Raw genomic sequence first — 26,439 nt, 5'->3', positions numbered from 1 at the left:
CGCCGATGCTGGACTACGGCAAGGAAGCCGACCGCTATGACGCCTCGCGCGGCGGCGAGCCGCGCGCCGACGCCGCTGCCGCCGCGGTCCTCGGCCTGCTGGCGCCGGGCACCGGCACCCTCCTGGACGTGGCCTGCGGCACGGGCCTGGTCACCCGGCGCCTCGCCGGGGCGGGCCTGCGGGTGACCGGGGTCGACGCGGCGTACAACATGGCGCGCATGGCGTCGGGGCGGCTGCCGGGCGCCATTGTCCTGGGCGACAGCCGCCGGCTTCCCTTCCCCGACGCCTCGTTCGACGCGGTGTCCGCGGTGTGGCTGCTGCATCTGCTCTCCGGCCCCGACGAGGCGGCGGCGGTCGCCGCCGAGTGCGCCCGGGTGCTGCGGCCCGGCGGCGTGTTCGTCACGACCGTCGACAAGGCCGCCGCGCACGACGTGGGCAGCGACATCGACGCCGTGCTCGCCCCGCGCCCGGTCCGCAAGGCGGTCGACCGCGCCCAGGCGGTCGAGGCGTACGCGACCGCGCAGGGTCTGACACCGGCGGGCGGAGCCCGGTTCCGCGGCCACGGCCAGGGCCGCACGCCCCGCTCCACGGTCGACGACATCCACCGGGGGTGGTTCACCCAGATCCCGCCCGACGGCCCGCAGGCCGCACGGCTCGCGGCGGGGCTCGCGGCCCTGCCCGACCAGGAGGTGCCGCGCCCCGACCCGCGGTTCACGCTGAGGTCGTTCCGGAGGCCGCCCGCCGGGTGAACCGTGCTCGAACCCCCTTGACTCCGGGCGGAGTTGGCCTCCACGGCGGCCGAGACGCATGCCAGGCATCGCAGCACGAACCCTCGATTTGCCGAAACCGCAAGTCGGCTGGCCAAGGCAAGGGCGGCGGCGCAAGCTGGGAACCGGTCCGAGGGCCCGCTCGGCGGCCCACCCACCAGCGCACCGAAGGCGGCGGCAGAGACGATGGCTCACGACCACGACCACGACCACGACCACGACCACGACCACGAGCACGAGCACGGTCACACCCACGGCCACCAGCACGGCCATCACCACGACGACATCGACTGGGCCACCATGGGCCCGATGCTGGAGCGCCAAGCGGAGCTCGCCGCCCCGCAGAACCGCGAGATCGCCGCGTGGCTGCGTACCTGGCAGCCGGAGCCGGCCCTGATCGCCGACGTGGGCGGCGGCTCGGGCAGCATCTCCTTCCTCCTCGCCGAGATCTTCCCCAAGGCCGAGGTGATCGCGGTGGACCCGGCGGAGCCGCTCCTGGAGCGCGCACGGGCGAGGGCCACCCGGGAGGGCCTGACGGACCGGGTCAGCACGCTGCACGCACAACTCCCCGAGGGAATCGGTGAGTTGCCGCACGCCGACCTCCTCTGGATCGGCAGGGCCCTGCACCACGTGGGCGACCAGGAGGCCGCGCTCGCCGCGCTCGCCGACCGCCTGGCGCCGGGCGGTGCGATCGCGCTCCTGGAGGGCGGCCTGAACTCCCGCAGCCTGCCCCGCGACATCGGCTTCGGCCGCCCTGGCCTCCAGACGCGCTTCGACCTGGCGGACGACAAGTGGTTCACGCAGATGCGCGCGGAGCTGCCGGGCGCGAAGTCGGTCACGGAGGACTGGCCCGGACTCGTCGCCGCGGCGGGCCTGCGCCACGCGGGCACCCGCTCGTTCCTCCTCGACCTGCCGGCGCCCCTGTCCGACTCGGCCCGCGCCCACCTCGTCACGGAGCTCTCCCGCCGCCGCGAGATGCACGCGGACACTCTCGACGCCGACGACCTGACCACCGTCGACCGCCTCCTGGACGCGAACGACGAGCAGAGCCTGCACCACCGGTCCGATGTGTTCCTGCTGTCGGTGCAGACGGTGCACGTGGGGGTCAAGGGCTAGGCGGGCAGTGGCCGGGGCGGGCGTACAGGGTGAGGTGTGCCCTTCGGCGGCCTGCGGGCCGGGCAGCTCGGAGCGGCTCTGCGGTGACCGCAGCCGCGCGGCTGCGGGGATCAGCGTGCGCGCGTGCCCGAGGCGGTCTCGCCAGGTCACAGTGGCATACGTATCTGCCAACTACCCGGTAAGGGAAGTTCTGTTGGCGATACGTTTGACGCATCGACCGAAGGAGCGAGTCACCCCGTGAACGAACTGATGCGCTGGGAGTCCAACGAGGGGCCAGTCGTCGTCGAGGTGGATTCCAAGGATCCCGGCTTCAGGTCGGTGGCGCGCGGGGACCGCGGGGAAGTCATCGACGTCCAGGGCCGGTTGGAGTCGGCGCTGGACAATGTGCGCGGCGCGGCGATGTCCGCCCTGCACACGTTCCGCTCCACTGCCCTCGACCCCGACCAGATCGAGCTGGAGTTCGGCGTCAAGCTCAGTGCCGTCGCGGGTGCCGTCATCGCCAAGACCGCGGCCGAGGGACACCTGACCGTCAAACTGACCTGGTCCCGCGGGGACGCACGGAACGGATAGGCGTGGGCATGCACTGGCGTGCCCGCATCGGCACCGCCGAAGGATCCCCGCGAGGGGCGGGCGTACTGGTCGACAGCACCCGGCTGATCACTTGTGCCCACGTGGTCCACGGTCTGGCCGAGGTCTCGGTCACCCTGCCCGGCGTCACCGGCGCACTGCCCGCGACCGTGGCGTGGTCCGGCGACTGGAAGCGGCTGGGTGACCTCGGTGATGTGGCGGTCGTCGAGCTCCAGGAGCCGCTGCCCGTCCCCGCGTGCGCCTTCGCGCCGTTCGACACGCTGCTGCCGCGCATGGGGAAGGCCGCACACGAACTGCGCGCCCTGGGATTCCCGCGGGGGCACGAGGAGGACGGCATCCATGTCACGCTGCGCACCAGCGCGGACCGGCTGCTGCGCCAGGAGTGGCTGGAGATCGACGTCGAGCAGGCCCATCTGGCCCGCCTGGACGAGGGGTTCAGCGGTTCCGCGGTGTACGACCCGGCGACCGGGATGGTCGTCGGCATGGTCACCGACGCCGTGCTCGACGGCGACCACGAGGGCTACCTCGGACGGATGCTGCCGCTCGACACGATCCGCCGCTACTGGGAAGGCCTCGACGACCTGCTGCCGCTGGACTGGCTGCCGGACGAACCGCGCCGCGAACTGCGCGAGCTCCTTGAGGGGGTCAGGCCGGGCGTGGCACCGGAGCTGATCGTCCAGCGGGCCTTCCCCACCTTCCGGCGCCCCCTTCCGGCCTTCACGTCGCTGTGGTCGGCGGTGCGTTACGTCGGCGAGGACATGGCGGGCGGGGACCGGCTGCTCCGGCTCCTGACCGAGCTCATGACGCACGTACCGGGCGCGGACCGGCACCGCATCGACGCCTGGATGCGGCGCAGGCTGCCGCAGTACGCGGCGCGGGCGGCACACGCACCGCCCGCCGCCCCGGCGCCGGTGGGCTCGGTCATGGTCAGGCTCGAACCGCTCACGCGCGGTGCGAGCCTCGAGATGAGCGTGAGCACGGTGATCGACGGAGTGCAGGTCGCCCGTGCGGGGCCCGTCCGGGTCCGCCGCGACCAGGTGCGGGCCAAGGTCGAGGGCTGTCTCGCCGAACAGGTCGCCAGGGTCCACGACTTCGACTGGATGCTGGAGTTCGTGGTGCCGGAAGGGCTCATGAGCGAGCCCTTCGAGGAGTGGGACATCCGCGAGCCCGGCGCCCCGCGCCCCCGCCCCATGCGCACCGTGCCCGTGGTGGTCAGGCACATGGACCGCCTCAAGCCACTGACCGTCTCACGGCTGACCCGCAATCGCTGGCAGACCGTGCGGGCCCGGGGCGAGACCCGTCCCGAGCCCGTCGAATGCGCACTGCCGTACGGCTACGAGGAGTTCCGCGACTGGCTCGACGCGGACGACGAGGTGTGCGCGCTGGCCTACGCCGCAACTCCCGTGCCGGACTGGCTCTCCGCGGCCCTCGACACCGGCGTACCGATCATGCTGTGGCGGCGGCACGAATGCGGCGGCGGGCACGCGACGTGCGCGCCCGAGAAATTCCTGGCCCAGCTGGCTGAGGCGGTCGGCGCCCTGGATCCGGACCGGCTGCCGTTCGAGGTCATGAAGCTGCGCAAGGAAGCACGTTCCCCGAACAAGGGGGGCGCCGATCACTGCGGACATCGGCTGACGCTGTTCTGGGACGACCCGGAACGCAGGCCCGATCCTCCGCTTGCCATGGGGAGTGCGTGAGATGTCCGAAGCCCACCACCCGGCCGGATCGCCGAACTGGCAGATCTACCAAGGGATTCGACGACCGCACGACGGCGTCGGACGCCTGCCCGAGCCGCCGCCGTGGCGCACCTTCACCGGCGGTCCGCCCTTGCGCACCCCGCCCGGCGACTCCGGCAACCCGCACGCGGCGGCCAGCTATCGCCCCGGTGCGGAGGCGATCCGTCAGGTCAACGCGGCCCTCTATCTGCGCAGGCCGCTGCTGGTCACCGGCGCCCCCGGCACCGGGAAGTCGTCCCTCGCCTACGCCGTCGCCCACGAACTGGGTCTCGGCAAGGTCCTGCACTGGCCGATCACCAGCCGGGTGGCCTTGCGGGACGGGCTGTACGAGTACGACCCCCTGACCCGCCTGTACGGGGCCGAACGGGCGCGGGACGGCGGCAAACCGAGTACGGACGACATCGGCGACTACCTCCGTCTCGGCCCCCTCGGCACCGCGCTGCTGCCCTTCGAAAAGCCACGGGTCCTCCTTGTCGACGAGATCGACAAGAGCGACTTCGACCTGCCCAACGACCTCCTGACCATCTTCGAGAAGGGCTCGTACGAACTCGTCGAGCTGGCCCGGCGCGCGGCACCCACCGCCAGGGTGATGACGGCCGACAGCACCACCGACCGCGTGGAGATCCGCGAGGGCACGGTCACCTGCCGGGCCTTCCCGCTGGTCGTCATGACGAGCAACGGCGAACGCGAGTTCCCGCCCGCCTTCCTGCGCCGGTGCGTCACGGTCAACCTGAAGCAGCCCGCGACCGTCGAGGAGCTGACCGCGATTGTCAGGGAACACCTGGTCGGCGTGGTCGGCCAGGACGGCGAACTCCCGGACGGTGCGCGGAAGATCATCCAGCGCTTCTTCGAGCGTCGCAGCAGCGGCCTGCTCGCCAACGACCAACTCCTGAACGCGATCTACATGTGCCATCACGCTTCGTTCAGCGAGCAGCCGGAGAGCGTCCTCGAACTGGCGGACCAGGTGATGCCGTTCCTCAGCGGTGACGTGCCGCAGAACCATGACGATTGACCGCCTGCGGGACGCGCTGGAGGCGCTGGGGCCGCCGGTCACCCCGCTGCAGCTCGCGGAGATGGTGTGGCTCGCGGAGCGGCTGCCTCCGGAAGCGGGGGAGGGCGCGAACGCCGGGGCCGGGCTCGTCGGCGCCGGGACCCACTCCGGCGGCGGCCTCCCGGCGGGGCGGCCCGCCGCCGGCATCACGGGTGCGACGGAAGGCGCGGCTCGCGCGCAGGCCCCGGGCCCGGCCGAGCCCGGAGCGGACGCAGAGGTGGCCGTCGACGGGGAACACCGGGCGGCCCTGCACCTCGCACGGGGCCTCGCCGAGCGCGGCACGGACGCGGACGAGGTGCTCGTCCCCGCACCACAGGCCCTGCGTCACGAACTGGCGATCCAGCGCGCCCTGCGCCCGCTCAAGCAGTCCGTCCCCGACCGGCGCCACCCCGCCCTGGACGAGGAGGCCACCGCCGCCCGCGCGGCACGCCGCCCGGACGTGCGCCCCTGGGCGCCCGTCATGGTCCCCGGCACCGACCGCCTCCTGAGCCTCGCGCTTGTCGTCGACACGGGTCCCTCGATGACGGTCTGGCGGCCGCTGGTGCGCGAGCTGCGCGAGGCGATGCAGCGGACGGGTGCGTTCAGAGACGTACGCCTGTGGCATCTGAAGGACCTGGGCACGCGCCTGGGAATTCAGCCGGCGCCGGACGGCCCGGCCGTCGACCCGGCGGCGCTGATCGACCCGACGGGCCGTCAGGTCGTCCTCGTGCTCAGCGACTGCTCCGGTCCGCACTGGTGGGAAGGGCGCGCCGGACCGGCGATCCACCGGTGGGCGAGGCGTGGACCCACCGCCATCCTGCAGCCGCTCCCGGAGCGGCTGTGGCGGCGCACGGCGGCCCCCGCCGTCCCCGGCAGGGCGATCGCGTCCCGCGCGAGCGCCCCGAACACGGGGCTGCGCTTCACCCCGCACGACGGCCGCACCAGACGCCCCGCCGGCGCGGTCCCCGTCCCGGTCCTCGAGCTGGCCCCCGACTGGCTCGCCGACTGGGCCGGGCTCCTGACGGCCTCGGGCGACCGGCACCGGGACACGGCCGTCACCTACGTGAGCGCGCGCCCGGCCGCGCACCCCGAACCCCGCTCGAGCGAGGGGGACTTGACCATCGCCGAGCGCATCATGCGCTTCCAGTCGGCGGCCTCGCCCACGGCAGCCGATCTCGCGGCGCACATCGCGCTGTCCGTGCCCGCGCTGCCGGTGATGCGGCTGATCCAGCAGCGCGTCACACCGGGGTCGCGCCCGAGCGACCTGGCGGAGGTGCTCCTGAGCGGCCTGCTGGAGCCGGTCGACGCGGGAGCGGGCCTGTACGACTTCGTGCCGGGTGCGCGCGGTGCGCTGATCGAGACCCTGCCGCGCCCGGAGTCGCTCGCCGTCGCCGAGCTGCTGGAGCGGCTCGGCGAGGAGATCGAGGTCAGGGCGGGCTCGGCGCCGCGGGCCTTCCGCGCGCTCGTGGCGGTGGCGGAGGGGGCGGGCAGCCGGAGGCTCGGGGACGCGGGGCAGCCCTTCGCGCTGGTGAGCGAGGAGGCGTTGGGGCTGTTGCGGAGTACGGCGATCCCGGTGGTGGAGACGTCCATGACGGTCGACATCACGCTGCCGCCCGACTTCGGACAGGAACTGCGCCGAGCCCGCACCGCGGCCGGCCTCTCCCTCACGGAGCTGGCCGACATGGTCCACTACAGCAAGAGTCACCTCAGCAAGATCGAGAGAGGCATCAAGCGGCCTACGCAGGAGCTGGCCGGGATGTGCGAGCTGGTGCTGGGGTCCGAGGTGGCGCTGATGTCCCTCGTACCGCCTAATTCGCCGACGCGAGGCGAGGAGCTCACCGACGGGTCGGCAGCACTGACGGGACCGGCCGCCTCGGTGCCGTGTCCGCGACGGCTCACGAACCTTCCGGCCAGGGAGCCCTTCGTCGGCAGGCAGGACGAGATCGCTCAACTGGACGCGCGATTCCGCAGGTTCCTCTCGCCCCCCGAGAACTTCACCACCGTCCTGCACGGCATGGGAGGGGTGGGGAAGACCGCGCTGGCCTGGGAGTGGGCGAGACGGGGACTCGAGGATGACGCGTTCACGATGGTGTGGTGGATCAACGCGGAATCGCAGGTCCGCATCGACGAAGGTCTGGCGGATCTCACGGCTGCCCTGGCGCCGTCGCTCGGCGGTCTGCTGGAACGGGAGCGGCAGAAGGAATGGGCCCTGCAGTGGTTGAGCGCCCATGAGGACTGGCTGCTCGTGCTGGACGGCGCGGTGGACCCGGCAGATGTGGGGTCGTTCGTGTGGCGTACGGGTCCGGGTGGCCGCTTTCTGATCACCAGCCGGGATGCCGAGGGCTGGCACGCGCTTCCGGCCGCGATGTTGCCTCTCGACGTGCTGGAACTCCCGGAAGCGGTCGAGCTGTTGACGAGGTATCTGGATGGCGGGGCCGCTGGGCCTGCCGAGCGCCTCTGTGAGGAGCTCGGCAGGCTCCCCCTCGCGCTGGTCCAGGCGGGGGCGTGGCTGGCCGAGACCCGGATGCCCGTCGACGAGTACCTGAGGCTCTTCGAGACGCAGAGGCAGGAGTTGCTCGAGGCGCCCGTCCCCGGCTCGGCGACCGGCATCGCCGAGGCATGGAAGGTGAGCCTGCGTGCCGTCGAGGATCCCCTGGCGGTGCGGATCATGACGACGTTGTCCTGGTACGCACCCGAGCCCGTGCCCACGGAGATCCTGCCGGGCCTGGCAATCCCCGAGCCTCAACTCGCCCGTGCGTTGGGCCTCTTGGACAGTCTCAGCCTGATCAGGCTCGACCCCGATTCGATCACCGTGCACCGGCTCATCAGGGCCGCGGTGCGGATACCGGACGAGCAGGCCCCGTACCGCACCGCTGAGGCCCTCGAAGGAGCCCGCGCCACGGCAGTGAGCCTTCTCGCGAGCTCGGTTCCTGACCGCACGGAGGATCCCGTGACCTGGCCCCGATGGCGGGAGCTGCTTCCGCACATTGAGGCTCTCGCGGAGCGCTCCCGGCCGGATGACGCCGGGCTTCTGCCCGCACTCGAAGGGCTCGCGGACTTCTGCATCGGCCAGGGGCAGCCGGACAAGGCCGTCGCCGCACTGCACCACGTGGTCGAGACCTCGCAAAGGGTTTTCGGTCCTGCGGCTGCGGCGACCCACTCGGCCCGAGCGAGGCTCGCAGGGGCATACCGGGCGGCGGGGGCCTCGGAGCGGGCCGTCGCGCTCTACGAAGAGTCCATCGCCGCGCTGGTCGGGGCACTGGGGGAAGGCCACCCCGATGTGCAGCCTTTCCGGGCCGAACTCGCGGACCTGTATCAGGAGTCGGGAAACGTGGAACGGGCCATCACACTGTATGACGATGCCGAGGCGCACACGGCTGCGGTCTGGGGGTACGAGCACCACCGCACCTTGTGGGTGCGGGCGAGACGCGCCGGGGCGTACGCGGGTTCCGTGGACGCCTCCAGGATCGCGGAGGCAATGGCGCTGTGCGAGGGGGCGCTCGTCGCGTGCGTCCGGGTGCTGGGAGACGACCACCCGGACACCATCGCCGTACGGAGCAAGCTGTCGACCATTTGCCGCGTTGCGGGATACGTGGGCCGGGCGAGGCGCGAGGCCGTGCAGGTGCTGCTCGACTGCCGCCGGGTCCTGGGCGCGGACCATCCGCGTACTCTCGCGGCACAAGTCGACCTGGCCCATGCGCACGAGCACGCGGGCGAGATGCCGGAAGCGCTCCGGGTGTACGAGGACGCGCTGGTCGCCGGCCTCCGTGTCCGCGGGGCCTCTCACCCGGACACGATGCGTCTGTGCGAACACCTCGCGGAGGTGTGTGCGGCACAGGGCAAGCAGGGCAGGGCGATCCAACTGTACGAGAGGGCACTGACGGAGCGCATCGCGTCGCGGGGGACGGACCACCCCGGCACTCTCCTGGTCGCCCAGCATCTTGCCGACGCCTACCGGCTGGACGGGGCCTTGGAGAAGGCGACGTCTCTGCACGAACGCACGCTGGAAGCCCGGATCAGAGTCCTGGGTGAGGGCCATCCCGACACCCGGTGGTCCTACGAGAGTCTCATCGGGGCCCTGCGCGAGGCCGGCTACGCCGAGCGCGCCGACGCCGTGGAACGACAGAGGGACGCCCCCACCCGGCCCAAGCCGGACGGGGACGCCCCGGACTGATCTCAGGCCACGTCGAACGAAGCCGGGTCAGGACCCAGTCGCCGGTCCTCGTTCAGTGCGCTGATCGCCGCCATGTCCTCGGGGTCCAGCTCGAAGCCGAAGACGTCGATGTTCTCCTTGATCCGCGACGGCGTCACGGACTTGGGGATCACCACGTTGCCCAGCTGGATGTGCCAGCGCAGGACGACCTGGGCCGGCGTGCGGCCGTGCTTCTGGGCGATCGCCACGATCGCCGGGACCTCCAGGAGGCCCTTGCCCTGGCCGAGCGGGGACCAGGCCTCCGTGGCGATGCCCTGCTCCGCGTGGATCTCGCGGGACGCGCGCTGCTGGAGGTGCGGGTGGAGTTCGATCTGGTTGACGGCGGGGATGACCGACGTCTCGGAGATCAGCTTCTCCAGGTGCTCGGGCAGGAAGTTCGAGACGCCGATGGACTTCGCGCGGCCGTCGGCCTGGATCTTCTCGAAGGCCTTGTACGTCTCCACGGCCAGGCCCTTGGAGGGCAGCGGCCAGTGGATCAGGTACAGGTCCACATGGTCGAGGCCGAGCTTCTCCAGGGACGTGTCGAAGGCGCGGAGCGTCGAGTCGTAGCCCTGGTCGGTGTTCCAGAGCTTCGTCGTGACGAAGAGCTCCTCGCGGGCGATGCCGGAAGCGGCGATGGCCTTGCCGGTGCCCTCTTCGTTGCCGTAAACGGCAGCGGTGTCGATGCTGCGGTACCCGGCCTCCAGCGCCGTCGCGACGGCGGACTCGGCCTCGTCGTCCGGTACCTGCCAGACGCCGAAGCCGAGCTGCGGCATCTCGACGCCATTGTTCAGGATGATCGGGGGGACCTTGCTCACGAGCTCTCGATCCTTAAGTCGTCGGTTGGTACTCCCATGGTCAACGATCAGATGCGGTGCTGCATTCCTTGACCACTCCCGGGTGAAGTCCGGGCGTTTTTTGGTCCGCACCATTGACCGCGTTCCGTCATGCCGCGACTCTATTGCACGTCGCTGAACGCAGGACACTCATGTGAACGGTGAACGGCGACTCCTGAACCCCCACTCTTCAGGAAGGCAGCCCCACACCCATGAACGAAGACCAGAACCCCACCACGCCGGAAGTGACGGAAGCCGTCACCGCATGGCAGACCCCCGAGTACGAGGTCGTGGAGACCGCGCTCGAAGTGACCGCGTACCGCAGCGCCGACCGGTAGCCCCGCCGCCATGCTGCTGCAGGTGCTCGGCACCGCGGCGGGCGGCGGTCTTCCCCAGTGGAACTGCGCGTGTCCCGGGTGCACCGGGGCACGCGCCCACCCGGAGCGCCGCCGCCGGCACGCCTCGCTCGCCGTTCGCGTGGCGGACGGACGCTGGTACGTCGTCAACGCCACCCCCGACATCGGTGAACAGATCGAGGCGACCCCGGAACTCCACCCCGGGCCCGGAGCCCGGCAGACCCCCCTCGCCGGCGTCGTCCTGACCGACGCCGAACTCGACCACACCCTCGGCATCGCCCGCCTCCGCGAGGCCCACGAAGGCGTCGACGTGCTGGCCACCCCGCCCGTCCTCGACGCCGTGCGGGAGGGGCTGCGGCTCGATGCCGTCCTCGGTCCGTACACGCCGGTACGGTGGCGCGAGCTGTCCGGTGGCGTCGGGTCCCCGCTGGACGGACGGTCCAGCGGCGCCGCGGGTGTCAGCGTCAGCGCCGTCCCCCTTGCGGCCAAGAAGCCTCGGTATGCCGCCAACCACGAGGATTCCAGCGACAGTTGGTCCATCGCCCTGCGCCTGCACGAACCCGCCACCGGTCGCACCCTCCTCTACGCCCCCGCCCTCGCCGTCTGGTCCGACGCCTTCGACGAAGCAGCGCGCGACGCCGACTGCGTCTTCGTCGACGGCACCTTCTGGGACGACGAGGAACCCCTGCGCTCCGGCTTCTCCACCCGCACCGCCACCGGCATGGGGCATCTGCCGGTCAACGGCCCCGGCGGCACCGCGCGGCGGCTCGCGCGGCTGCCGGGGCGCTGCCTCTACACCCACCTCAACAACACCAACCCGCTCGGGAACCCGCACGCCGAACAGCACAAGCTCCTCGCGGAGTGGGGAATCGAAGTCGCGGCGGAACGGATGGTGATCGAGCTGTGACGGCTCCCTGGACACCCGGCGAGTTCACCGAGCGGCTGCGCGCCGTCTCGGCCGAGCGCTATCACGACCGGCATCCCTTCAACGTACGCATGCATGAAGGCACCCTCACCCGCGAGGAGTTGCGCCGCTGGATCGCGAACCGGTTCCACTACCAGCGCCACATCCCCGTCAAGGACGCGCTGATCCTCGCCAAGTTCGACGACCCGTCGCTGCGCCGCGGCTGGGTGCGCAGGATCCAGGACCACGACGGGGAGAAGGACGGGGACGGCGGCATCGAGCGGTGGCTGCGCCTCGGCGAGGCCGCCGGGATCGAGCGCGGCGAACTCCTCGACGCCTCGCGGGTGCTGCCCGGTGTGCGGCTCGCGGTCGAGGGATACGTCAACTTCTGCCGCCTGCGGCCCGCGCTCGACGCCGTCGCCGCCTCGCTCACCGAGCTGTCGGCGCCGGATCTCATGCGGACCAGGATCGACGCGTTCGAGCGGCACTATCCGTGGATCGACGGGGAGGGCCTCGCGTACTTCCGCACCCGTGTGGAGCAGGGCAGCCGCGACGGGCAGGAAGCGCTCGGACTCGTCCTGGAGTGGGCGCGCACCCGGGAGGCGCAGGAGCGGGCCGTCGCGGCGCTCGGCTTCAAGTGCGACGTGCTGTGGACGCTGCTCGACGCGGTCGACCGGGGGCCGGTGTGCGGCTGATGACCGATGCCGTACGCGCGACGGAAGACGAAGGCGTACGTCCCGACTGGCGGCCCGCGTTGGCGCGCCCGGTGATCCTGCGGCACGACCGGGTACGCGGCGTCGACCTGCTGGTGCTCCCCGAGCGCGTGGTCGTGCTGCGCGGATCCGCTGGGAGCATCGTGGAGCTGTGCGACGGTGAGCGTGAAGTCGCCGAAATCGTCCGTGAGTTGGAGAGGCGGCATCCCGGTGCATCCGTGGCCGATGACGTGCTGCGGTTCCTCGCCGACCTGCGGGGGCAGGGGTGGCTTCGGTGACGGAGTCCCCTCGCAGGGTCGAGCCGCCCTGGGCTCTGCTCGCCGAGCTCACGCACGGGTGCCCGCTGCGGTGCGCCTACTGCTCCAACCCCGTTGAACTCAGCTCCCGGACAGGTGAGTTGACCACCGCGCAGTGGAGCGATGTCATGCGCCAGGCCGCCGAGATCGGCGTCGTGCAGACGCATCTCTCCGGCGGTGAGCCCCTCCTGCGCCGCGACCTCGCAGAGATCGTCACGGCCGCCGACTCCGCCGGGATCCACACGCAGCTCGTGACCAGCGGAGTCGGCCTGCACGAAGCGCGTCTCGCCGCCCTCGTCGGCGCGGGCCTGCGGAGCGTCCAGCTGTCCGTGCAGCACGCCGATCCCGAGCAGGCCCAACTCATCGCGGGGGCACGGGCGTTCAGGGCCAAGGAGCGAGCTGCCGGGCTCGTGCGGGCGGCGGACCTTCCGCTCGGACTCAACGCCGTGCTGCACCGCGCCAATCTCGACGCCCTCGACGGGATCGTGGAGCTGGGGCTCGCGTGGGGCGCGGACCGGATCGAGCTGGCCAACACGCAGTTCTACGGCTGGGCGCTGCGCAACCGGGACGCGCTGCTGCCGGACCGCGCCCAGGTCGCGCGGGCCCGCGAGCGCGTCGAGCGGTGGCGGGAGCGGCTCGCGGGGCGCATGGAGCTGGTGTGGGTCGCGCCCGACTACGTGGACGGCATCGCGAAGCCCTGCATGGGCGGCTGGGGCGCGCTCTCGCTGACCGTCGCCCCGGACGGCACGGTGCTGCCGTGCCCGGCCGCCGGTGAACTCGTCGGCTCCGACGCGCCGAACGTCAAGGACCGCCAACTGGGCTGGATCTGGCGGGAGTCGGCGGCCTTCAACCGCTACCGCGGCGAGAGCTGGATGCGCGAGCCCTGCCGCAGCTGCGACCTGCGGACCGTGGACTTCGGCGGCTGCCGCTGCCAGGCGTACGCCCTGACCGGTGACGCCGCCCGCACGGACCCCGCCTGCCACCGCTCCCCGGACCACGGGGCGGTCCGCGCCCTCGTCGACGGAGTGGGAGGCGGCACGGGAAGCGGCGCAGGAAGCGGCGCAGGACGCGGGGCGGGCGACTTCGCCTACCGGGCCTCCCAGAAGACGTAAGGACTGCCCTTGACGCGGGACATCACCGCACTCCCGCGCCCTCAGATCGTTAGGAACCCTTCCTGACAGCTCCTCACCCCGCAACAACCATACGAAGGAGAACACACCCCCCATGTCTCACACCCCCCGCAGAACGGCCACCGCGCTCGCCGCGGCCGGCGTCCTCGCGACGACGGCGTCCCTCACCCTGGCCGCACAGTCCTCGGCCGCACCCCCGGAGGACAGCGCCAAGGACGTGACGGCCAAGGCGGCCGGCACCATCCACGCCGCCCCGTACGAGTACCTCGGCTGGGGCAGCCCGCAGAAGCCCACCGACGTGATGGCCGCGACCGGCGTCAAGTGGTTCACGCTCGCCTTCATCCTGTCCGACGGCGGCTGCAACCCTGCCTGGGACGGCAGCCGCCCACTGAAGGGCGGCTCCGACGAGTCCGCCATCAAGTCCATACGCGGCGCCGGCGGAGACATCGTCGTCTCCGTCGGCGGCTGGAGCGGCGCCAAGCTCGGCGAGAAGTGCACCAGTGCCACCGCGCTCGCCGGGGCGTACCAGAAGGTCATCGACGCCTACAGGCTCAAGGCGTTCGACATCGACATCGAGGACACCGAGTTCAGCAACGCGACCGTGCGCCAGCGCGTCGTCGACGCCTTGAAGATCGTGAAGCAGAAGAACCCGGGGATCGTCACCTACATCACCATGGGGACGACCCCGAGCGGTCCCGACGCCACCGGCAAGGACCTCATCAAGCGCGGCGCCGCCGCCGGTCTCGACAACGACGCCTGGGTGATCATGCCGTTCGACTTCGGCAGCCACAGCGGCTCCATGGGTGATGCCTCGGTCAGCGCGCTCGAAGGCCTGAAGAGCGCGGTCAAGAGCGCCTACGGCTACAGCGACGCCGACGCGTACAAGCGCATCGGCGTCTCCTCGATGAACGGCAAGACGGACGTGGCGGGCGAGACCGTCACGACGAACGACTTCAAGAAGATCCTCGCCTACGCGCAGCAGCACCACATCGCGCGGTTCTCCTTCTGGGCCGTCAACCGCGACCGCGACTGCTCGTCCGGCGGGAGCGCCGGGGACTCGTGCAGCGGCGTGTCGCAGGCTCCGTACGACTTCACCAAAATCGTCGCGCAGTACGGGGGTTGAGACATGGACAGCAGCAAGAAGAGGGCGGCCGTGCTCGGCGCAGCGGCCCTGGTCGTCGGGCTCACCCAGTACGTCACGTCGGCGTCCGCGGCTCCGGACCGGCCGGGAGCGGCGGACCTGCCGGGAGCCGCGGACCGGCCGAGGGCGGCGGTCGGCGAACCGACCGACATTGCGACGATATCCACCGGCTGGACGATCCCCTGGGGCACGTCCTGGACGCCCGACGGCAAGTCCGCCCTGGTCACCGAGCGCGACGACTTCCGCGTCCGGCTGGTCTCGGCGGACGGCAAGGACAAGAAGCAGATCGGCACGGTGCCCGAGTCGCAGACCACCGGCGGAGAAGGCGGCCTGATGGGGGTGGCCGTCGACCCGGACTGGGCCACGAACCACCACGTGTACGTCATGCACACCTCGTCCGAGGGCAATCGCATCGCGCGCATGACGTACGACGGGACGGAGCTGACCGACTACAAGGTGCTGCTCAAGGGGATCAAGAAGAACAAGTACCACAACGGGGGCCGCCTGGCCTTCGGCCCCGACGGCTACCTCTACGCCACCACCGGCGACGCCCAGGACGGCGCGCTCGCGCAGGACAAGAACTCCCTGAACGGCAAGATCCTGCGCCTCACCAAGGACGGTGGAGCGGCACCCGGCAACCCCTTCGGCAACTACGCCTACAGCATGGGGCACCGCAACCCGCAGGGCATCGCCTTCGATACCCAAGGAAGGCTGTGGGAAGCGGAGTTGGGCCAGAGCGCGAAGGACGAGCTGAACCTCATCAAACCCGGGAAGAACTACGGCTGGCCCACCTGCGAAGGCACCTGTGACGTCTCCGGCATGACCAACCCCAAGAAGACCTGGGGCGTCGCCGAGGCCTCGCCGAGCGGCGTCGCCGTCGTCGACGGCGCCGTCTACATGGCGGCGTTGAAGGGCGAGCGGCTCTGGCGCATACCGATCAACGCCGACAACGAGGACGTCGGGACGGCGAAGGCGTACTTCGTCGGCGAGTACGGGCGGCTGCGCGCGGTCACGGCCGTGCCGGGCGCCGACCAGCTGTGGCTCTCGACCACCAACGCCGACAACAACGGCGGGCAGCCCGACGGTTCGGACCAGATATTCCGCGTGACGATCAGCTAGCGACGCGGTCCTAGGCCGCGGTGGTCCCGAGGTACGCGTCCCGCACCTTCGGGTCCGCCCGTACCTCGGCCGCCGTGCCCTCGGCCAGGACATGGCCGAGGTCGAGGACCACCACGCGGGCGCAGAGCTCCATCACGAAGGCGACGTTGTGCTCCACGAGGAGCACGGCGCAGTCCTCCTCGTCCGCGAGGTGCCGGACGACGGCCGACAGCTGGCCTCGCTCGTCGGCCGTCATCCCGGAGGCGGGCTCGTCCAGGAGCAGCACCCTGGGCGGGTCCGCCACCGCGCGTGCCAGTTCCACCATGCGGGCCCGGCCGATAGGCAGCGCGCCCGCGTAGTCGTCGGCGAGTTCCTCAAGTCCGCACTCCCGCAAGACGGTTGACGCGCGGGACCTTCTGTCCCGTTCGTGCGTACGCCGGGTGGGCGAGGCGAGCAGATCGGCGCCGAACCCGCCACCGCCGCCACGCCACTCCTGCGCGACGAGCAGATTGTCGGTCACCGTGAGCTGCCCGAAGAGCTGCTGGCGCTGGAAGGTGCGGCGCATGCCGTGGCGGGCGCGCCAGACGGGGGAGCGGCGTGTGACGTCGACGCCGTCGAGCAGGACGCGGCCCTGGTCGGGGCGGCGGATGCCGGAGACGACGTCGAACAGGGTTGTCTTTCCTGCCCCGTTGGGGCCGATGAGGCCGCAGACCTCGCCGGGGCGCAGGCTCAGGTCCACGTCCGTGAGGGCGTGAATGCCGCCGAAGCGGACGCCGATGCCGGAGGCGTCGAGGATGCGCTCGCTCATGGCCGTGCCACTCCTTCGGTGTGCCCCTGCGCGGCTATGCCCAGATAGGCCTCGGTCAGCTGGTCCGCCCGGACCTCGGAGCGCGGGCCGCACCAGGAGATCCGGCCCTGGGCGAGGTAGGCGACGGTGTCGGCGATGCCCAGGATCTCGGCGGCCTTCTCCTCCACCAGGAGCAACCCCGTTCCGGCGTCGCGCAGTTCGGCGAGGAGACGGAACACCTCCTCGACCACGCGCGGTGCGAGACCGAGGGACGGCTCGTCCGCGATCAGCACCTTCGGCGGGCGCTGGAGGAGGGGCGCGAGGGCGAGCATCTGCTGTTCCCCTCCGGAGAGGGAGCCGGCGGTGACCTTGCGCCGTGCTGCGAGGCCGGGGAAGCGTTCGTAGACGGCGTCGCGGGCGTCCCCCTCCGGGAGGTGCAGGGTGAGGTTCTCCTCGATGGTGAGGGAGGGGAAGATTCCGCGGCCCTCGGGGGCGAGGACGATGCCCGCTCGGGAGCGGTGGACGGGGCCGCGGTGTGTGGCGTCGGCCCCCGCGACGTGGATCCGCCCCCGGGTGGGGGCGAGGAGCCCGGCCGCGGCCTTGCAGGTCGTGGACTTGCCCGCGCCGTTCGGTCCGAGCAGGGCGACTATCTCGCCGGGGTGGACGGTGAGGGTCACTCCGTGGAGGACGGGGGCGCCGTCGTACCCGGCGTGGACGTCACGCAGGGCGAGGGAGGGCGGGTTCTCTTCCCCAAGCCCGCCCCTTCCCGAAAACCCGCTCGGCGCGGGGGCCTTGGATGCCGTCATCACCGGCTTCGCCGAGTTCGTCCTCAAACGCCGGACGGGCTGAGTAGCCCCCGCCCGCCTGCGATGCATCCGCACCGAAACCGCCGCACAGTACCCGTCCGGATCATTGGCCAGCGCAAGCCCCGCCAACCCGAACAGGATCACCGGCAGCTGCACGGACTCCGTCACGTAGTCGGCGACCAGGTGCGGCACGATGGCGAAGACCAGCCCCGCCACCACCGCGAACTGCGGCCTGCGCACCCCCGCGGCCACCACGACCGCCAGCCACACGAGCCCCGTCATCGCGGTGAAGTCCGTGGCGGTGATCCGCGTGTTGAACGACGCGTACATCACGCCGCCGAACCCCGCGAGCCCCGCCGACAACGTGAAAAGCAGCAGCTTCGTCCGCACCACCGACACCCCGGAGGCCATCGCCGCCGCAGGAGCGGACCGCACCGCCAGCATCGCCCGCCCCGTCGCCGACCCCCGCAGCGCGCTGAGCGCGGCCACGGCCACCGTCACCAGGACGACCATCGCCACACCCATCGCGCGGTCGTCGCTCAGATCGACGGGGCCGAAGACGGCGCGCGGGATCTCCCACCCGGTGTCGCCGTTCCTCAACCACCCCATCTGGAAGAGGACTTGATCGGCGAGGAAGGCCAGGGCGAGCGTGGCGAGGGCCAGTGACCGGCCGCCGAGACGCAGCGCAGGCAGCGCGACGAGGGCGCCGAGCACCGCGGCCCCGCAGGTCCCGACCAGGGCCGCCGCGATGAACGGCCACCCGTGGCTCATCAGCAGGCCCGCCACGAGCGCCGCGCCCGTCACGAACGTGGCCTGCGCCAAGGACACCATCGCGCCGAGGCCCGTCACCACGGTGAAGGAGATGAAGACCAGCGAGATCGCGAGGCCCTGCGCGAGGATCCCGCTCCAGAAGGGCGTGGTGACCGTGTAGAAGGACAGCGCGAGCAGGACGCCCCCCGAGGCCCACGGCCCCCACCTGCGCATCCACGACTTCCCCGCGAGATAGTCGATCGGCGGCGCGTCCACCGCCGCCGTGCCCGCCGTCCGCTGCCGCCGCGTCATGAGGAGCAGCCCGGCGAAGAGGATCAGGAACGGAACCGCCGTACGGAACCCGGTGATCTTCTCCGCGAAATCGGCGTACCCGGCGACCAGGTTCTGCAGCACGCCGAGACCGAGCCCGCCCGCGAACGCCAGCGGAATGGACATGAAGCGTCCGAGCACCGCGGCCGTGGCCGACACGAACAGGAACAGCGTGAAGTCGTGCGAGGACAGGCCCAGCAAGGGAGTCGCCAGCACACCGGCCAACCCCGCGAGGCCCGACGACAGCATCCACGCCACCGACGAGAGCCGGTCCGCGCTCATGCCCCGCAGCTCCACCAGCGAGCGGTTGTCCACCGCGGCCCGCAGCCGCAGCCCCAGCGGCGTGTGCCGCATCAGGATCCACAGGCCGACGGCGACCACGGCTGTCGCGACCCATGTGATCAGCTGGTCGGAGTCGATGCCGACGCCGTCCATCAGCTGCCAGGACGTCGCCGGGCTCGGCCCGACGCCCGGCAGTCCGAACTGGTTCTCGGCCGGTTTGACGGACGCTCCCGCGTCCGCCAAGAGCTCCACCACCCACAGACCCAGCGCGGGCAGCGCGACGAGCAGCCCGATCGTCGCCACGATCTGCGCGGTCTCGCCCACCCTCGCCAGCTTGCGGAACATCAGCCGGTCAAGGCCCCAGCCGAGCGCGGGCGCCACGACACAGACGAGAAGGAGGGCCGTCGGCACGGCGGGCCAGCCGAAGCCGGAGTGGAGTTCGTAGAAGGCGAGCGCGCAGAGGTAGGCGGTCGCGCCGTGCGCGAAGTTGAAGAGACCGGAGGCGGAGTAGGACAGGACGAGGCCCGTCGCGAGCAGCGCGTACAGGGCGCCGGAGACGAGACCGCTCAGCACGAATCCCAGCAGGTCGGACATGGATGCCCCGCCCTTCTACTTGAAGGGGATGGGGTCGTAGCAGGTGAAGGGCGAGGACACCGAGTACTTTCCGTCCTTCAGCTGCACCAGCGCGCCGCAGCCGAACGACTCCTTCTGCCCCTTGGGCAGGCTGCGGTCGCCGACCATCGTGTCCTTGTCGGAGAAGCCGTTCGCCGCCTGCTGGAAGGAGTCGACGGTCAAGTTCTTGCCCGCCTTGTCGGCGATCGAGAGGAAGAGGTCGGCCGACATGTAGCCGGTCATCATGTGCATGTTGAGCGGGACGTCCTTGCCCGCCGCCTTCCTGATGTCCGCCTTGAACTGCTTCATCGCCGCGGTGTTCTGCTCGAACGGCTGGAAGGCGAGCAGGATGTGCACGCCGTCGAGCGCCTTCTTCGTCGCGCTCTTGGCGAGGAGACCCGGGTCGTAGTCGGTCGGGTCCGTGATCACGCCCTTGAAGCCGGAGCGCTTGACGGCCGTGAACAGGCCGATGTTGTACGGGGTCTGCATCACGGAGACGACCACGTCCGGCGCCTTGCCGCCGTCCGAGCGCAGGATCTCCTTGGTGTACGCCGACCAGTCGCTCGGCACGGAGGTCGCGGGCACGGTCGACTTGGCGTACGTCACCTTGTAACCGGCCGCCGCGAAGCTCTGCTTGTAGGTGCGGATGGCGAAGGTGCCCGCGTCGTTGTCGTTGGCGAGGATGGCCACGGACTTGCCCTTCGAGCCGCCCGTCACCTTCTTCAGGCCCTCTGGCCAGCTCTGCGTGATGGTGCCGCCCGGCATCGGGACCATGCAGCCGCCGTAGCCGTACATGTAACTCGGGCCGCAGAAGGGCGGGATGGTGCCCCAGCCGAAGGTCGGGACCTTCTGCTTCTGCAGGAAGTCGGCGCCGGAGAAGGTGACCGAGCTCATCGGCGAGATGGCGAACACCTTGTCCTGCTGGACGAGTTTGCGCGCCGCGGCGAGGTTCTTGCCCGGGTCCTGGCCGTCGTCCTCCGCGCCCAGGTAGTCGATCTTCCGTCCGTGTACGCCGCCTTCGGCGTTCACGCGGTCGAAGCGGGCCTTGGCGCCGAGGTCGGTGTCCTTCTTGCTGTAGCCGCTCGCGGTCGTCATGGAGACGATGCCGCCGACCTTGATGGAGTCGGCGCTCACGCCGCGTACGGAGCCGCCTGCCTTGTCGTCGCCGCCGCTCGAACCACTGCTGTTGGAGGCGGAGTTGCAGGCGGTGGCGAGCAGCAGTGCGGCCACGGTGACGGTGATGGTGCGGATCGATCGCGACACGGGTCGAGCCCCCTGAAGTCGAAGTGGGGCTGATTCTGTGCGTGACCTGATGAACCGTCAAGAACTGACGCATCGGGAATTGATGAACCGTCAGAAACTCTGGAGGGTCCGTTACGCCCGGTAAAGGGCCTCCACCTCGGCCGAGTAGGCCGTCTCGATCGCCTTGCGCTTGAGTTTCAGCGAGGGAGTCAGGAGCCCGTGCTCCTCGGAGAACTGGTGAGCCAGTATCCGGAACGTACGGATCGACTCGGCCTGCGAGACAAGGGTGTTGGCGGCCACCACGGCCCGCCGCACCTCGGTCTCCAGATCAGGGTCGCGCACCAGGTCGGTGGGGGACATCGGAGGCTTGCGGCGCATGTTCAGCCAGTGCTCGACGGCCTCGCCGTCCAGCGTGACGAGCGCCGCGATGTAGGGCCGGTCGTTGCCCACGACGATGCACTGCGCGACCAGCGGATGGTCGCGCACCCGCTCCTCCAGTTGCCCCGGCGAGACGCTCTTGCCGCCGGACGTCACCAGGATCTCCTTCTTGCGCCCGGTGATCGTGAGGTAGCCGTCCTCGTCGAGCGCCCCCAGGTCGCCGGTGGCGAGCCAGCCCTCGTGCAGGGTCGCGTCGGTGGCCTTGGGGTCGTTGAGGTAGCCCTGGAAGACGTTGCCACCGTTCAGCCACACCTCGCCGTCCTCCGCGATGTACACGGTGGTGCCGGGGATGGCCTGGCCGACCGTGCCGTAGCGGGTGCGCTCGGGCGGGTTGGCGGTGGCGGCCGCGGTCGACTCCGTCAGGCCGTACCCCTCGTAGATCTCGACGCCCGCGCCCGAGAAGAACAGGCCGAGGCGCCGGTCCATCCCGGAGCCGCCGGACATCGCGTGCCGGACACGGCCGCCCATCGCGTCGCGCACCTTGGCGTAGACGAGCTTCTCGAAGAGCGAGTGCTGCATGCGCAGGGCCGCCGAAGGTCCGGGTCCGGTGCCGAAGGCCTTGGCCTCCATCGCGTCGGCGTACCGCACGGCGCACTCCACGGCCTTGTCGAACGGACCGGTCTTGCCGTCCTTCTCGGCCTTGCGCCGCGCGGCGTTGAAGACCTTCTCGAAGATGTACGGCACGGCCAGGATGAAGGAGGGCCGGAACGCCGCGAGGTCCGGGATGAGCGCCGCCGCGTTCAGGCTCGGCTGGTGGCCCAGCTTGACCCGGCCACGGACCGCGGCGACCTGCACCATCCGCCCGAAGACGTGCGCGAGGGGCAGGAAGAGCAAGGTGGTCGCCTCGTCGCCGCGCCGTGAGTGGAACACCGGCTCCCAGCGCCGGATGACCGTCTCCGCCTCGAACATGAAGTTCGCGTGGGAGATCAGGCAGCCCTTGGGGCGTCCTGTGGTGCCCGAGGTGTAGATGATCGTGGCGATCGAGTCCGGGGTGACGGCGCGGCGGTGGCGGTTGACCACCTCGTCGTCGACGTCCTGGCCCGCGCGGTTCAGCTCGTCCACGGCGTCGGCGTCCAGCTGCCACAGCCTGCGCAGCTGTGGCAGCCGGTCGATCACCGAGCCGATCGTCATCGCGTGGTCCTCGTGCTCGACCATGGCGGCCGACACCTGCGCGTCGTGCAGCATCCAGAAGACCTGCTCGGCCGACGACGTGGGGTAGACGGGCACCACCTGGGCGCCGACCGTCCAGAGCGCGTAGTCGAAGAGCGTCCACTCGTAGCGCGTGCGGCACATGATGGCGACGCGGTCGCCGAAGCGGACACCCTGCGCGAGCAACCCCTTGGCGAGCGACATCACCTGGTCGCGGAACTCCGCCGATGTGACGTCGCGCCACACGTCATCGGTCTTGCGCCCGAAGGCGATGTGGAGCGGATCCTCAAGGGCATGGTCGAACACGACGTCGGCAAGGCCGCCCACCAGCGGCGCCGACGCCATCGGAGGGTTCGTGAACTCGCGCAATGATGCTCCTTGTGGCGCTCCGCACAGCGCCGGTGACGGTACCCCACCGCAGTGCCCTGCGGGAGAGGGGTGACCGACCCCTCGGTACGTACCGTCCACGCTGGTCAGCCGGTTAAATCCGGCCACAAGGGGAGGGGTGGGACAGATTACTTACGGTTGAGTAAGTTTCGGTGGCGTAATCTCCACCGAATCTGTACGCAGCGGTTACGGCTGTGACTGTCCTTCGAGGACGCGTTCGGCGGGTGCCGGAACCTTCGCTTCCGGTGCCGTGCGGGCGGACCGGACCATGGCGAGAACCGCCACTCCCGCCACCAGACCCACCACGCCCGCGACGACCGCCGCCGCGTTCAGGCCGGAGGCGAACGCCGTCCGCACAGCATGATCGGAAAGCGTGCCACGCAGGGCCGCCGCACCGCCGCCCGCGACGGTGTGAGCCGCGTCATGGCCGAGCGTGTCCTGCATGCGCGAGGTCAGCACCGTGCCGAAGACGGCGACCCCGAGCGCGTACCCGAGCTGCCGGAACGTGTTGACCGCGCCGCCCGCCATCCCCGAGTTCGCCGGCGGCACCGCCGCGAGGGCCGCGCCCCCCAGGGCCGGCGAGACCAGCCCCGTGCCGATGCCCGCGAGCGTGAGCCCGGGGACGAGCGCACCCCAGGACGACCCGGCGTCGAGCACGGTGAGCGCGATCCCGCCGCCACCGATCAGGAGCAGACCCACGCCGATGGTCAGCCGCGCGGGCACCCCGTGCAGCAGCCGCCCGCCGATCGCGGCCACGACGAACGAGGTCGCCGCGAGCGGCAGCATGACGAGGCTGCCGGTCACCGGGCTCATGCCGAGCACGGTCTGCAGCCAGATCGAGAGGTAGGGCATCAGGCCGAACGCGGCCGCGTTGTAGCCGATCGCGCCGACCAGTACGCCCGTGAAGGCGGGCATGCGCAGGAGCCTCAGGTCCAGGAGCGGGTGGGCGACGCGGCGTTCGACGGCCACGAAGGCGGCGAGCGAGAGCGCCGCGACCGTAAGGGTCACCACGGTGGGCGCCGACGCCCAGCCCTCCGAACCCGCCCGCACCACTCCGTAGGTCAGCGCGCCCGCGAAGAGCGCGAACGTCACCGTGCCCGCCCAGTCGACCCGCCGGCCCGCCTGGCCCTTCGACTCCGGCACCACGCGCAGCGTCAGCCACATCGACGCGACGCTCACCGGAAGGTTCACGAAGAAGATCCACCGCCAGCCGGGCCCTTCGGTGAGCAGCCCGCCGACGATCGGTCCCATCGCCGCGGCGGCCCCGCTGACCGCGCCCCAGACGCCGAGCGCCACCGACCGGTCCCGCCCCTGGTAGGCGGCGCCGAGCAGCGGCAGGGTTGTCGCGAACATCGCGGCGGCGCCGAGCCCTTGCAGGGCGCGGGCGGCCACCAGGACCTCCGCGTTCGTGGCGAGCCCGCAGCCCAGCGAGGCGAGCGCGAAGAGCGCGGTGCCCGCCACGTTGAGCCGCCGCCGGCCGAGCACGTCCGCCGCGGCCCCGACCCCGAGCAGCAGCGCGGCCAGCGCGAGCGCGTAGCCGTCGATCACCCATTGCAGATCGCTCAGCGAGGCGTCCAGCGCCGTCGCCATGTCGGGCAGTGCCACGACCACGATGGTCACGTCCAGCAGCAGCATGAACGTCCCCAGGCATACCGCTGTGAGCGGCCCCCATGTACGCATTGTCAACTCTCCTCGTGCGATGTGTACGACGTGTACGCCGTGTGTGCGTGCCTCGTACGATGGAGTCCGCCCGGACGATCCAGGTCACCAGTCACGAAAGATCGAAGGAATCCGACAGCAATGGGCAGTGCGGCAACGGAATCCCCCACCACGGCCATGCAGAACTCGCTCGACGTCCAGCTCCTCCAGGCCCTGGAGATCGACGGGCGTGCGCCCTTCAGCAAGATCGCCGCCGTCCTCGGCGTCTCCGACCAGACCGTCGCCCGCCGCTACCGCAGGCTGGTCGCCGACGGCAGCCTGCGGATCGTCGCCGTCCGGGACCACGAGAAGCTCGGCCAGGACCAGTGGATGCTGCGGCTTCGCTGCGCCCCCGAAGGCGCCGACGCCATCGCCACCGCCCTGGCGCGCCGCCCCGACACCTCGTGGATCGGCCTCACGTCCGGCGGCACCGAAGTCGTCTGCTGCACCCGGCCGCGCACCCGCACCGACCAGGACGAGCTGCTGCTCGCCAAGCTCCCGCGCACCCCGCACATCGTCGACATCCGCGCCCAGCAGATGCTGCACCGCTTCTTCGGCGGCCCGGACGGCTGGCTGATGAAGCACGGGCCGCTCGACGACGAGCAGATCGCGGCCCTGCGCCCCGCACGGCCCGCGCCCGCCGTCCGCACCGACGTGCCCCAGCGCATCGAGCCGGAGGACGAGCCGCTCGTCGCCGCCCTCGAACAGGACGGCCGCGCGACCTACCCCGAGCTCCAGCAGGCCACCGGGCGTTCGGAGTCGGCCGTCAAGCGCCGCTTCGGCGCGCTGCTCGCCTCCGGGGCCATCTACATCGACATCGAGTACGCCAACGCCCTCATCGACATGCACGTGGGCGCGATGCTCTGGATCACCACCGCTCCCTGGGCCATGGAGTCGGTGGGCAACGCGCTCGCGTCGCATGCCGAGATCGCCCACGCCACCGCCGTGGCGGGCCCCTCCAACATCATGGCGACGGCCGTGGCCCGCGACATTCCGGCGCTCTACGCCTACCTCAGCGGAAAGCTGGGTCAGCTCGACGGCGTCCAGCACGTCGAGACCGCGCCGTTCATGCGCCGCGTCAAGCAGCTCACGTACCGGCCCTATCCCCGCTGACCGGACCTATCCCCTCTGACGCCGCCGGTGCAGGCGGTCGCCGCCCGCCAGGATCGAGGCGGCGAGCGCGTCTGCCGCGCCCTGCGCCGAGGCCCGCCGCTCGCCGTGCAGGAGCACGAAGTCGACCGCGCCGAGCTCCGGAAGGCCCGCACGCTCCGGGACGCGGACCAGGCCCGGCGGGATCAGGCCGTGGGAGTGCGCCATCACGCCGAGTCCCGCGCGGGCGGCGGCGACCAGGCCGTTCAGGCTGCCGCTCGTGCAGGCGATCCGCCAGGCGCGGCCGCGCCGCTCCAGGGCCTCAAGGGCCAGCGCGCGGCTGATGCCCGGCGGCGGGAACACGACCAGCGGCACCGGCTCATCGGGGTCGAGCCGCAGCCGCTCGGCGCCGATCCAGACCAGCTCGTCGTGCCAGACCAGCTCGCCGCGCGGGTCCTCGGGGCGCCGCTTGGCCAGGACCAGATCGAGCTTGCCCGCGTCCAGGCTCTCGTGCAGCGTGCCGGACAGCTCGACCGTCAGCTCCAGGTCGACGTCCGGGTGGTCGTGCCGGAACGACTCGAGGATGTCGGTGAGCCGGGTCAGGACGAAGTCCTCCGAGGCCCCGAACCGCAGCCGCCCGCCGAGCCGCGTCCCGGTGAAGAACGCTGACGCCTGCTCGTGCACCTCCAGGATCCGCCGCGCGAAGCCGAGCATTGCCTCGCCGTTCTCCGTCAGCTCCACGGAGTGCGTGTCGCGCGCGAAGAGCTGGCGTCCGGTGGCGTCCTCCAGGCGGCGCACGTGCTGGCTCACCGTGGACTGGCGAAGACCCAGGCGCCGGGCGGCCTGCGTGAAGCTCAACGTCTGGGCCACCGCGAGGAACGTACGGAGCTGGGCGGGGTCGTACATGGACACCACGTTATCGCGAAACGTGATGACAGTCAGAGCGGTATCCGGGATTCCCGATCG

21 protein-coding genes are annotated in these 26,439 nt (G+C 71.2%); 14 read left to right on the top strand and 7 right to left on the bottom strand.

The window, feature by feature from the left end; genetic code table 11:
• Nucleotides 1-5: 5 nt before the first annotated feature.
• The 6 genes from M4V62_RS08825 to M4V62_RS08800 all read left to right on the top strand — a co-directional run bounded on the left by M4V62_RS08825 (nucleotide 6) and on the right by M4V62_RS08800 (nucleotide 9,411).
• Nucleotides 6-749, top strand: coding sequence for a class I SAM-dependent methyltransferase (locus M4V62_RS08825; protein ID WP_249586682.1), 744 nt, complete (start codon nucleotides 6-8; stop codon nucleotides 747-749).
• A 204-nt stretch (nucleotides 750-953) separates the two neighbouring features.
• On the top strand, nucleotides 954-1,883 hold the full coding sequence (locus M4V62_RS08820) for a class I SAM-dependent methyltransferase (protein ID WP_249586681.1): 930 nt from the start codon (nucleotides 954-956) through the stop codon (nucleotides 1,881-1,883).
• A 237-nt stretch (nucleotides 1,884-2,120) separates the two neighbouring features.
• Nucleotides 2,121-2,453 (top strand): CU044_2847 family protein, encoded by a 333-nt coding sequence (locus M4V62_RS08815; protein WP_249586680.1) that lies wholly within the window; start codon nucleotides 2,121-2,123, stop codon nucleotides 2,451-2,453.
• Between the two features lie 8 nt (nucleotides 2,454-2,461).
• Nucleotides 2,462-4,168, top strand: a complete 1,707-nt coding sequence (locus M4V62_RS08810) for a VMAP-C domain-containing protein (protein WP_249586679.1) — start codon at nucleotides 2,462-2,464, stop codon at nucleotides 4,166-4,168.
• Nucleotide 4,169: 1 nt separating this feature from the next.
• The gene (locus M4V62_RS08805; protein WP_249586678.1) at nucleotides 4,170-5,219 is read left to right on the top strand and encodes an AAA family ATPase; all 1,050 of its coding nucleotides are present in this window, start codon (nucleotides 4,170-4,172) and stop codon (nucleotides 5,217-5,219) included.
• Nucleotides 5,209-9,411 carry an SAV_2336 N-terminal domain-related protein gene (locus tag M4V62_RS08800; protein WP_249586677.1) on the top strand — a complete coding sequence of 1,401 codons (4,203 nt, stop codon included), beginning with the start codon at nucleotides 5,209-5,211 and terminating at the stop codon, nucleotides 9,409-9,411. The genes M4V62_RS08805 and M4V62_RS08800 overlap by 11 nt, the downstream gene beginning before the upstream one ends.
• A gap of 2 nt (nucleotides 9,412-9,413) precedes the next feature.
• On the opposite strand, the gene M4V62_RS08795 is transcribed toward M4V62_RS08800, so the two are convergent.
• Nucleotides 9,414-10,205 (bottom strand): aldo/keto reductase, encoded by a 792-nt coding sequence (locus tag M4V62_RS08795; protein ID WP_249592744.1) that lies wholly within the window; start codon nucleotides 10,203-10,205, stop codon nucleotides 9,414-9,416.
• 272 nt (nucleotides 10,206-10,477) lie between these two features.
• Between M4V62_RS08795 and pqqA the strand changes: the two genes are divergently transcribed.
• The 7 genes from pqqA (at nucleotide 10,478) to M4V62_RS08760 (ending at nucleotide 15,924) form a co-directional block, all read left to right on the top strand.
• Nucleotides 10,478-10,603, top strand: coding sequence for a pyrroloquinoline quinone precursor peptide PqqA (gene pqqA, locus M4V62_RS08790; protein WP_160508371.1), 126 nt, complete (start codon nucleotides 10,478-10,480; stop codon nucleotides 10,601-10,603).
• 10 nt (nucleotides 10,604-10,613) lie between these two features.
• Complete coding sequence (pqqB, locus tag M4V62_RS08785) at nucleotides 10,614-11,528, top strand: pyrroloquinoline quinone biosynthesis protein PqqB (protein WP_249586676.1); 915 nt, start codon at nucleotides 10,614-10,616, stop codon at nucleotides 11,526-11,528.
• The gene (pqqC, locus tag M4V62_RS08780; protein ID WP_249586675.1) at nucleotides 11,525-12,220 is read left to right on the top strand and encodes a pyrroloquinoline-quinone synthase PqqC; all 696 of its coding nucleotides are present in this window, start codon (nucleotides 11,525-11,527) and stop codon (nucleotides 12,218-12,220) included. Before pqqB ends, pqqC begins: the two co-directional genes overlap by 4 nt.
• A complete protein-coding gene (gene pqqD / locus M4V62_RS08775; RefSeq protein WP_249586674.1) occupies nucleotides 12,220-12,516 on the top strand; it encodes a pyrroloquinoline quinone biosynthesis peptide chaperone PqqD in 297 nt (98 codons plus the stop codon). The genes pqqC and pqqD overlap by 1 nt, the downstream gene beginning before the upstream one ends.
• Nucleotides 12,513-13,646 (top strand): pyrroloquinoline quinone biosynthesis protein PqqE, encoded by a 1,134-nt coding sequence (pqqE, locus tag M4V62_RS08770; protein WP_249586673.1) that lies wholly within the window; start codon nucleotides 12,513-12,515, stop codon nucleotides 13,644-13,646. Before pqqD ends, pqqE begins: the two co-directional genes overlap by 4 nt.
• A gap of 112 nt (nucleotides 13,647-13,758) precedes the next feature.
• Nucleotides 13,759-14,787: a chitinase gene (locus M4V62_RS08765; protein ID WP_249586672.1), complete on the top strand. Its 1,029-nt coding sequence runs from the start codon at nucleotides 13,759-13,761 to the stop codon at nucleotides 14,785-14,787.
• Nucleotides 14,788-14,790: 3 nt separating this feature from the next.
• Nucleotides 14,791-15,924 carry a PQQ-dependent sugar dehydrogenase gene (locus M4V62_RS08760; RefSeq protein WP_249586671.1) on the top strand — a complete coding sequence of 378 codons (1,134 nt, stop codon included), beginning with the start codon at nucleotides 14,791-14,793 and terminating at the stop codon, nucleotides 15,922-15,924.
• Nucleotides 15,925-15,934: 10 nt separating this feature from the next.
• Here the strand turns inward: M4V62_RS08760 and M4V62_RS08755 are convergent, their stop codons facing one another.
• The 5 genes from M4V62_RS08755 to M4V62_RS08735 all read right to left on the bottom strand — a co-directional run bounded on the left by M4V62_RS08755 (nucleotide 15,935) and on the right by M4V62_RS08735 (nucleotide 24,366).
• Nucleotides 15,935-16,711, bottom strand: a complete 777-nt coding sequence (locus M4V62_RS08755; protein WP_249586670.1) for an ABC transporter ATP-binding protein — start codon at nucleotides 16,709-16,711, stop codon at nucleotides 15,935-15,937.
• Nucleotides 16,708-19,452, bottom strand: a complete 2,745-nt coding sequence (locus M4V62_RS08750; RefSeq protein WP_249586669.1) for an ABC transporter permease subunit — start codon at nucleotides 19,450-19,452, stop codon at nucleotides 16,708-16,710. The genes M4V62_RS08755 and M4V62_RS08750 overlap by 4 nt, the downstream gene beginning before the upstream one ends.
• A gap of 15 nt (nucleotides 19,453-19,467) precedes the next feature.
• Nucleotides 19,468-20,733: an ABC transporter substrate-binding protein gene (locus M4V62_RS08745; protein ID WP_249586668.1), complete on the bottom strand. Its 1,266-nt coding sequence runs from the start codon at nucleotides 20,731-20,733 to the stop codon at nucleotides 19,468-19,470.
• Between the two features lie 111 nt (nucleotides 20,734-20,844).
• Nucleotides 20,845-22,668 carry an AMP-dependent synthetase/ligase gene (locus M4V62_RS08740; RefSeq protein ID WP_249586667.1) on the bottom strand — a complete coding sequence of 608 codons (1,824 nt, stop codon included), beginning with the start codon at nucleotides 22,666-22,668 and terminating at the stop codon, nucleotides 20,845-20,847.
• Between the two features lie 204 nt (nucleotides 22,669-22,872).
• Nucleotides 22,873-24,366 (bottom strand): MFS transporter, encoded by a 1,494-nt coding sequence (locus tag M4V62_RS08735; RefSeq protein WP_249586666.1) that lies wholly within the window; start codon nucleotides 24,364-24,366, stop codon nucleotides 22,873-22,875.
• 120 nt (nucleotides 24,367-24,486) lie between these two features.
• On the opposite strand from M4V62_RS08735, the gene M4V62_RS08730 reads away from it, so the two are divergent.
• Complete coding sequence (locus tag M4V62_RS08730) at nucleotides 24,487-25,497, top strand: Lrp/AsnC family transcriptional regulator (protein ID WP_249586665.1); 1,011 nt, start codon at nucleotides 24,487-24,489, stop codon at nucleotides 25,495-25,497.
• Between the two features lie 6 nt (nucleotides 25,498-25,503).
• Here M4V62_RS08730 and M4V62_RS08725 read toward each other — a convergent pair whose 3' ends face one another.
• Nucleotides 25,504-26,379, bottom strand: coding sequence for a LysR substrate-binding domain-containing protein (locus tag M4V62_RS08725; protein ID WP_249586664.1), 876 nt, complete (start codon nucleotides 26,377-26,379; stop codon nucleotides 25,504-25,506).
• Nucleotides 26,380-26,439 lie beyond the last annotated feature (60 nt).

Source organism: Streptomyces durmitorensis, from assembly GCF_023498005.1.
In the GTDB taxonomy this organism is placed as follows: Bacteria; Actinomycetota; Actinomycetes; order Streptomycetales; family Streptomycetaceae; genus Streptomyces; species Streptomyces durmitorensis.
This window is presented reverse-complemented; position numbering and strand designations above follow the sequence as displayed.